This is a genomic window from Consotaella aegiceratis (genome assembly GCF_036541425.1).
GTDB lineage: Bacteria > Pseudomonadota > Alphaproteobacteria > Rhizobiales > Rhizobiaceae > Consotaella > Consotaella aegiceratis.
Window position 1 is genome coordinate 20,499 of the sequence record NZ_JAZHFT010000054.1, and the last position, 6,839, is coordinate 27,337.

General features: G+C 63.2%; 7 protein-coding genes and 1 pseudogene. 5 read left to right on the plus strand and 3 right to left on the minus strand.

Annotation, left to right across the window (positions count from 1 at the left end; genetic code table 11):
• Positions 1 to 141: 141 nt before the first annotated feature.
• Positions 142 to 1,545 carry a sensor histidine kinase gene (locus SMD10_RS22370; protein WP_331687966.1) on the minus strand — a complete coding sequence of 468 codons (1,404 nt, stop codon included), beginning with the start codon at positions 1,543 to 1,545 and terminating at the stop codon, positions 142 to 144.
• Entirely contained in the window at positions 1,542 to 2,219 is a 678-nt protein-coding gene (locus SMD10_RS22375) for a response regulator transcription factor (RefSeq protein WP_331687967.1), read from the minus strand. Before SMD10_RS22375 ends, SMD10_RS22370 begins: the two co-directional genes overlap by 4 nt.
• Positions 2,220 to 2,392: 173 nt before the next feature.
• On the opposite strand from SMD10_RS22375, the gene SMD10_RS22380 reads away from it, so the two are divergent.
• From SMD10_RS22380 to SMD10_RS22395, 4 genes are all read left to right on the plus strand, one after another.
• The gene (locus SMD10_RS22380; protein ID WP_331687968.1) at positions 2,393 to 3,139 is read left to right on the plus strand and encodes a phosphatase PAP2 family protein; all 747 of its coding nucleotides are present in this window, start codon (positions 2,393 to 2,395) and stop codon (positions 3,137 to 3,139) included.
• A gap of 267 nt (positions 3,140 to 3,406) precedes the next feature.
• Positions 3,407 to 4,150 (plus strand): glycosyltransferase family 2 protein, encoded by a 744-nt coding sequence (locus SMD10_RS22385; protein ID WP_331687969.1) that lies wholly within the window; start codon positions 3,407 to 3,409, stop codon positions 4,148 to 4,150.
• A 1-nt stretch (position 4,151) separates the two neighbouring features.
• Positions 4,152 to 4,487, plus strand: coding sequence for a lipid-A-disaccharide synthase N-terminal domain-containing protein (locus SMD10_RS22390; RefSeq protein ID WP_331687970.1), 336 nt, complete (start codon positions 4,152 to 4,154; stop codon positions 4,485 to 4,487).
• 158 nt (positions 4,488 to 4,645) lie between these two features.
• Positions 4,646 to 6,130 (plus strand): ArnT family glycosyltransferase, encoded by a 1,485-nt coding sequence (locus SMD10_RS22395; RefSeq protein WP_331687971.1) that lies wholly within the window; start codon positions 4,646 to 4,648, stop codon positions 6,128 to 6,130.
• Here SMD10_RS22395 and SMD10_RS22400 read toward each other — a convergent pair.
• Positions 6,085 to 6,459, minus strand: coding sequence for an IS1096 element passenger TnpR family protein (locus SMD10_RS22400; protein ID WP_432757301.1), 375 nt, complete (start codon positions 6,457 to 6,459; stop codon positions 6,085 to 6,087). The two genes, SMD10_RS22395 and SMD10_RS22400, sit on opposite strands and share 46 nt — an antisense overlap.
• A gap of 208 nt (positions 6,460 to 6,667) precedes the next feature.
• Between SMD10_RS22400 and SMD10_RS22405 the strand changes: the two are divergent.
• Positions 6,668 to 6,839: pseudogene (locus SMD10_RS22405) on the plus strand (IS5/IS1182 family transposase); the annotation flags it as partial.

The window sequence follows — 6,839 nt, forward strand, 5'->3', positions numbered from 1 at the left end:
CATCGGCCTATCTGTGCATCAGGCCACGCAGGTGCCGGGCACTCCCACAAATGGCTGAACGCTGTCCAACGAAGGAGCGTCTCCGTCGTATTCGCGATCCAGAGCCTCAGCGACATTAAGGTTCAGCTATCGCGCCGACGTTCATTCGGGACTGCCGGTTGTGCTCGCTGTTCCGTCGATCTGGAAGGTCGTTCGAAATGCTGCTCCGTTCGCAGAAGGTTCCCTCTCGAAGGTCCCTCCCATGCGCTGCATGGCCGTTTCGCATATTGAAAGGCCTAGCCCGCTTCCGGAGCGCGTATCGGCATTGCCGCGAACAAATCGTGCAAAGCTTGAACAGGGAAATCCCCGTGGCAACCCGGGCCCCGTGTCGGAGAAGTGAAGCGTTCCATCGTCGCGGATGGAGACCTTTACTGCGGTGCCTGCCGGCGTGTGCTTACGGACATTGTCCAAGAGATTTCGCAGGATGAGCGCGATCAGTGTCGGGTCGCCGACTATCCGAACAGGCAGGTCCAGGCCGTCCGCTTCAATCGACCATCCGCCGGACACCAGACGCGGGGCCGCCTCCTCGAGGACCTGGGCTACTGTCTCGTTGAGGTGGAGCGTTTGCAGTGACAATACCGTACTGCCATCCAACCGCGCGATCTGCAGCAACTGCTCGATCAGACGGGCCATGGCGTCGATGTCCTGCATGGCCGCGTCACGGTCCGGATCGGATGAAAGGCCTTCCAGCCGCAGCTTGAGGTCGGCTAGCGGCGTCCTCAGCTCATGGGCGGCGTGGATGGAAAAATCGCGTTGCGCGACGGCGCCGGCCCTTATGCTGTCCAAGGCGTGGTTGACGGCGGCGATCAACGGCTGAACTTCCGCAGGTGCCGATGAGCCGGCAAGCCGCTGATGGCCCAGATTGTCGAACGTGATCCGCTCGGCCTGCGCGGCCACCCGCCGAAGTCCCAAGAGACTGAAGCGAACGATGCTCACGGCCGTGATCACCATGACGATGAGCATTCCGATCGCCGCCCAACCCAACTCTTCGAGAGACTGGGCAAAGAACGTGTTGGTCAAAGCAGTAACATCAGAGCGCGATCGTGCCAGTCGGAGCCAAACCTCAAGTTCCGGCACGAACAGTTCGGCGATGAGGACCGGTCCGGTGCCGTCGAGCGTCGGTCCCACCAGTAGAACAGGTTCCGTGTCTGCTTGCCCGGGATGTCCGGCTGGAGCGTTGACCTCGGAGCGATCCAGCACCGTCCCTGTCGCATCCGTAACGGTGTAGCCGTACACTGGCCGTGTGCCTGACAGGAGTCCCGTATAGGGTGGGTCAATCTCTTCTGATGGGTCGGCCGGGCGGTCAAACACAACGGTGCCGTCAGGATTGCGCCGAAGCAATCCCGCCCATTCCTCGACCTGCGCGGACAACCCTCGTTCCTCTATCGCGAACTGGCCGCGCAGGAACTCCATGGACAGGATCGTCCCAGCACCCACGAGGGTCAAGGCAGATATCACGGTCACGACGACCGCGAGCCTCACATCGAGGCGATAGGGTCGTCTCATGCCTTGGTCTCGTACAGGATGTAGCCCAGACCTCGCAGCGCCTTGAGCTCGACCGTGGCGCCCGCCTCCAGAAGCTTCCGGCGGAGCCGATGAACCAGCGTCTCGACCGCGTTGTCAGACCAGTCCTGGTGAAGAGCGTAAAGATGCTCGCCCAGCATGCGTTTCGGCGTTATGCGCTCGCCGGCACGGATCAGCTTGTCGAGGGCGGCATATTCCTGAGCGGTCAGCCTGACGTCTCGATCGCCCACTGTCAGGCTGGGGCTCTGAGGATCGTAGAGAAGATTTCCTATGCGCAACTCGCTCGCCGTGATCTCCGCAGAGCGTCGTCGCAGCGCTCTCAATCGTGCCAGCAGTTCTTCGGTTGCGAAGGGCTTGACGAGATAGTCGTCAGCCCCCGCATCCAGTCCGGTCACCCGGTCCCCTATCTCGTCTCGCGCGGTGAGCATCAAGGTCGGCGTCCGCAGACCGGCGGCCCGAACAGACCGGACGAGCGCCCTCCCATCGCCGTCGTCGAGCATGATGTCCACGATGCTGAGATCGTATGGCGCGATTTTCCAGGCCGCCTCGGCGTCCGCCACAGTCGCGAACACATCGACCGCATGGCCGGCCCCGGTCAGCCGTCGCTCCAAGGCCTCGGACAACAAGCGATCATTCTCAACGACCAGAATTCGCATCCCGACTCTCCATGACGTCACAGAGGCTGGTCAACATGATGCTCTCCTTCCGCTGACGGCACGCAAGCCAGCGCGACCGCCACGCGCGCTGCCCATTGCCAGCGGCTGCATCGAACCTTTCGCAAGATTGGATCTGCAAGTTTTCTGCAAGCTACCCACCGCATGCGCCGGCTATGAGCGCATCCCTAACTCTCTCCGCTTCATCTGCCGCGAAATCGGACCGTCTGATTGTCGCGTTCTCGATCGCCATTGTGGCAAGCAGCATGTTTTTCTGGATATTTCCAGAAGTCGATTTGGTCGTGAGCCGGTGGTTCTTCACTCCCGACTATGGCTTCGTCTCCTCGAGCGATCCCAACCTGCAATGGCTCCGCAAGAGTTCTCCCTGGGCGCTGGCCGCGGTGATCATTTTTATCTTGGTTCGCATCCTCTGGGATGCCATCGCCGGCGCTCTGACCTGGTCTCGGGCGCGCAAGCCGGTCTGGTTGCTGTGTGGCCTCGCTCTCGGGCCGGGCCTGATCGTGAACGGTCTCTTGAAGGAGTTCTGGGGCCGCCCCCGACCGGTCCATCTGGACGTCTTCGGCGGGGACGCCGTCCACCAGATGGTCTGGGTCGTCAGCGATTGGTGCGATGGAAACTGTTCGTTCGTCAGCGGAGAAGCGTCCTCTTCAGCTTGGCTCGTCGCTGCGGCCCTGATTACGCCGAAGCAAATAAGGCCGTATGCCACAGCCATAACGCTTCTCTATGCCGTATCGCTATCGCTGAACCGGATCGCCTTCGGCGGACATTTCCTTTCTGATGTCGTCCTCGCCTGGCTCATCTGCGGACTGATATTCGCAATACTTTATCGCCTCATTCCGGGAACCACTCATACGTTTCGCTCGGGCGGCAACCGGTCGAGTTTCAGAAACTGGTTTCGCTGAGCGGCCGCCGACCATGTCATGGGCTCGACTGAATTGCATTTTGCGAGGACTGCATCGGTTCGTGCCGGTCTGGACGATCGATGGCGGCTGCACTGGAAACCGTTCGCTCGCCGAGATGCGGGGTGCAGACGGCGCGGGCACCGCTGCCCTCATGACGCTTTTCGTCCTTCTCCCCAGACCGGATCGAGGGCCGGCCTTCGGCGCGAAGCTGAGAAGCCGGGACAGGAACGCCGGACAAGCTCCAACATGCTCGTGAAAGAGCCCGCCGTGCCGCAGCCATGCCGCTTCGAATGTATCAGCGTGGTCATCCCAGCGCGCAACGAGGCGCGAAATCTCCTCATCCTCGTCGAAGAGATCGCCGAGGCCCTGAACGGCCGTGCCTACGAGGTCGTCGTCGTCGACGACGGCTCGACCGACGAGACCGCGGAGGCGCTCCGGAGCCTTCACGCAGGCGGCATCCCCGTCCGGCATCTGCGCCACGAGAACGCCTGCGGGCAGAGCCGGGCCGTGCGGACCGGCGTTCTCGCAGCGAAAGGCGACGTCGTCGCGACGATCGACGGCGATGGTCAGAATGATCCGGCGTTCATCCCGGCGCTGGTCGAGGCCCTGGAAGCTGCGGGAGCGTCCGCCGGCCTCGCCGCCGGGCAGCGTCTCAGGCGCACCGATACGAAGCTGAAGCAAGTCTCATCGCGCTTCGCGAACAGCCTGCGCACGGCGATCCTCAAGGACGATACCCGCGACACCGGCTGCGGGCTGAAGGCGATGCCGACGGATCTCTTTCGCCGGCTCCCCTTCTTCGACGGCTGGCACCGCTATCTTCCGGCCTTGGTTCTCAGGGAAGGCTATGGCGTCGTGCATCGCGACGTCATCGATCGGCAGCGGCGCTTCGGGCAATCCAATTACGGCATTTTCGACCGTGCGGCGCGCGGGGCCCTCGACCTTTTCGGCGTCTGGTGGCTCTTGCGGCGCGGCCGCAAGGTGCCCTCGGTTTCAGAACGAACGATCCGATAGAATGAACACGATCCTTGCCTTCCTCCATCGGGTCTTCGTCGAGCAGTTCGATCTGTGGATCGTTCTCGGCTTCGTCGCCCAGGCGATGTTCACCGGCCGCTTCCTTGTTCAGTGGATCGCCTCGGAGCGAGCCCGCAGAAGCGTCGTTCCCGTCGCCTTCTGGAGCTTTTCGCTTCTCGGCGGTTCGCTGCTCCTGATCTACGCGATCCACCGCCATGACCCGGTCTTCATCGTCGGACAGGCGACCGGCCTCTTCATCTATACCCGCAACATGATGCTGATCTACAGCGAACGCTGCCGGGACCGCGAGGCCGCAGCGCCGCCGAGGGCTCGGTAATCGGCCGCTTCCCTTCGTGAAGACGGTTCCGCGAACGATCCATGGACCCGAAACCAGACCGCCGCACCGTTTCGCAGTTACGAGATCGGCACAAAACGCCACCGAAACGCGCGAGACATGCCTCTCCGTCAGGGTCCAGCGCCTCACAAGAGAATCCGATGTTACTTGCGACTACCCCCGTCGAACAAAGATCGTTCGCCGCCGAAAGGCTGCAGGACCGGGACCTCGGACCGGCGACACTCGTGGTCATCTTAGGGCTTCTGACGCTTCTCAGGCTCGTCGCACTCGCCCTTTCCCCGAGCGAGCTCGGCTTCGACGAAGCCCAATACTGGGCCTGGTCGCAGGATTTCGCCTTCGGCTACTTCACCAAGCCGCCGCTGATCGCCTGGCTGATCGGCGCCGAGACGGCAGTCTGCGGCAATGGCGCGGCCTGCGTGCGGGCCGCTTCGCCACTCCTCCATTTCGGCACGGCGCTCGTGCTCGCCGCCCTCGCACGCCGACTCTACGGACCCGTAACCGGCTTCTGGACCGGCATCTTCTACGCAATCTTGCCCGGCGTCGCTCTCTCGTCCTTTCTGATGACGACCGACGCGCCACTGCTCTTCTGCTGGAGTGTGGCGCTGCTCGCGCTCGTCTCCCATCTGGAACGCCCGACAGCGGCAAAAGCGATCGTCTTCGGGATCGCGACGGGGATCGGGCTGCTCGCCAAATACGCCATGGTCTACCTGCCGGTCATGGCACTCCTCGTCGCACTCGTCGATGCGGATGCCCGACGAGTGCTCCGGAGGCCGCTCTCGCTCCTCGCCATAGCGATCTTCCTCGCAATCCTTGCTCCGAATCTCGTCTGGAACGCCACCAACGGCTTTGCGACCTTCAGGCATGTGGGCGGCGACAATATCGGCTGGAGCCTCCCGCGCATCAACGCCACAGGCGGGTTCGAATTCCTGGGTGCGCAGTTTGGCGTCGCGGGGCCCGTGGTCTTCGGGGCGATGCTGAACGCGCTGATCTTCGGGCTCCGTTCAGAGCGGCCCCGGACCGACCGCCTTCTTCTCTGGCTGTCAATCCCGCTGATCCTTGCACTGACGTTTCAGGGCTTTCTCTCGCGAGCCAATGCGAACTGGGCCGCGACCGCCTATCCCGCCGGCGTCGTGCTCGCCACCGCCCTGATCCTGCGCGATCGCCGGCCCTACTATTTTTATGCAAACCTCATCGTCTGCGGCGTCCTCAGCCTCGCGATACTGGCCGTCACGGCCTTTCTCGACCCGATATCTGCGACGGGCCCCGCGCGGCAGTTCCGGCAACTCGGCGGCTGGGCGGTGACGGCCGACAATCTCGAGCATGTCGCTGACGCCACCGGCGCTTCGCGGCTCGTCATCGAAGGCCGTGCGCTGACTGCCGGGCTCGTCCATCCGCTGCGCGAGAGCGGGCTGACGATCGAGGCCTTCATGAACCCCGGAGATCGCCCGGGCGACCAGTTCGAACTCGACGCGCCCTGGCATGTCGGCGATCCGGCGCATGATCGGCTGTTCTTCGGCCTTTCCGACGAGGATGCGAAAGAACTCGGTCTCACGCCTGCCGCCGAGGTCGACGCACCCCTCTATTCCGCCAAGACGGGCCGGATGACCGTCTGGCACGCCAAATAGACACCAAGGCTATAAGGGTACGAATTGCGCGCCGACGCCGTTCTTATCGGGTGTTGGCCGAGCCCGAGAATGACCTCTTGCCGATTGGCGACTGCCCCCTCGAGCCGGACCTCGTGCTTCCACGGAATGTTCAGGTCGTACTCGTAGACGAACCGGCTGCCACGACGCAGCTTCAGATCGGCAAGCGAAACATTCGCCGGGCGCGCGCCTGTCTCCCACGAGCCATAGCGCACCGTGCGGATCACGAACTGGTAGAGGTGAATGCCTTCCCATCCCATGGCGACCTGAAAGATGCCGTGCAGCTCCCGCAGCGTCGTACTTGGGAGCACACGAACCCGCCGCCACACCATCGGGCTGACGTCCTTCAACCAGACCCGGAACTGCAGGACGTCTTCACCGCCGTCTGGCAGCGATGAGCTTGTGTCCGACCCGGCCCGTCGGCTTCGTCGTGCCCTGTTCAATCGCCCCAGCTCCGTGAAAACCTACAACGCTGGAATAAACCGTCCCGGCGCCGCCCCACAATTCCTCATGCTCCCTCTGGCCAAGGCGGGCTATCTGGCGATGGGCGGTCAGATCGTTGATGCGACGATCGTCGCGGCGCCCAAGCAGCGCAATACCGAGGAGGAGAAGGCGGCGATCAAGGCCGGCGAGGTGCCGGAAGGCTGGAAGGACAAGCCCGCCAAGCTGCGCCAGAAAGACCGGGATGCCC

Coding starts and splice junctions, on each gene's coding strand:
- SMD10_RS22380 (WP_331687968.1), top strand. CDS start 2,393: ATGAGCGCATCCCTAACTCTCTCCGCTTCATCTGCCGCGAAATCGGAC.
- SMD10_RS22370 (WP_331687966.1), bottom strand. CDS start 1,545: ATGAGACGACCCTATCGCCTCGATGTGAGGCTCGCGGTCGTCGTGACC.
- SMD10_RS22395 (WP_331687971.1), top strand. CDS start 4,646: ATGTTACTTGCGACTACCCCCGTCGAACAAAGATCGTTCGCCGCCGAA.
- SMD10_RS22375 (WP_331687967.1), bottom strand. CDS start 2,219: ATGCGAATTCTGGTCGTTGAGAATGATCGCTTGTTGTCCGAGGCCTTG.
- SMD10_RS22390 (WP_331687970.1), top strand. CDS start 4,152: ATGAACACGATCCTTGCCTTCCTCCATCGGGTCTTCGTCGAGCAGTTC.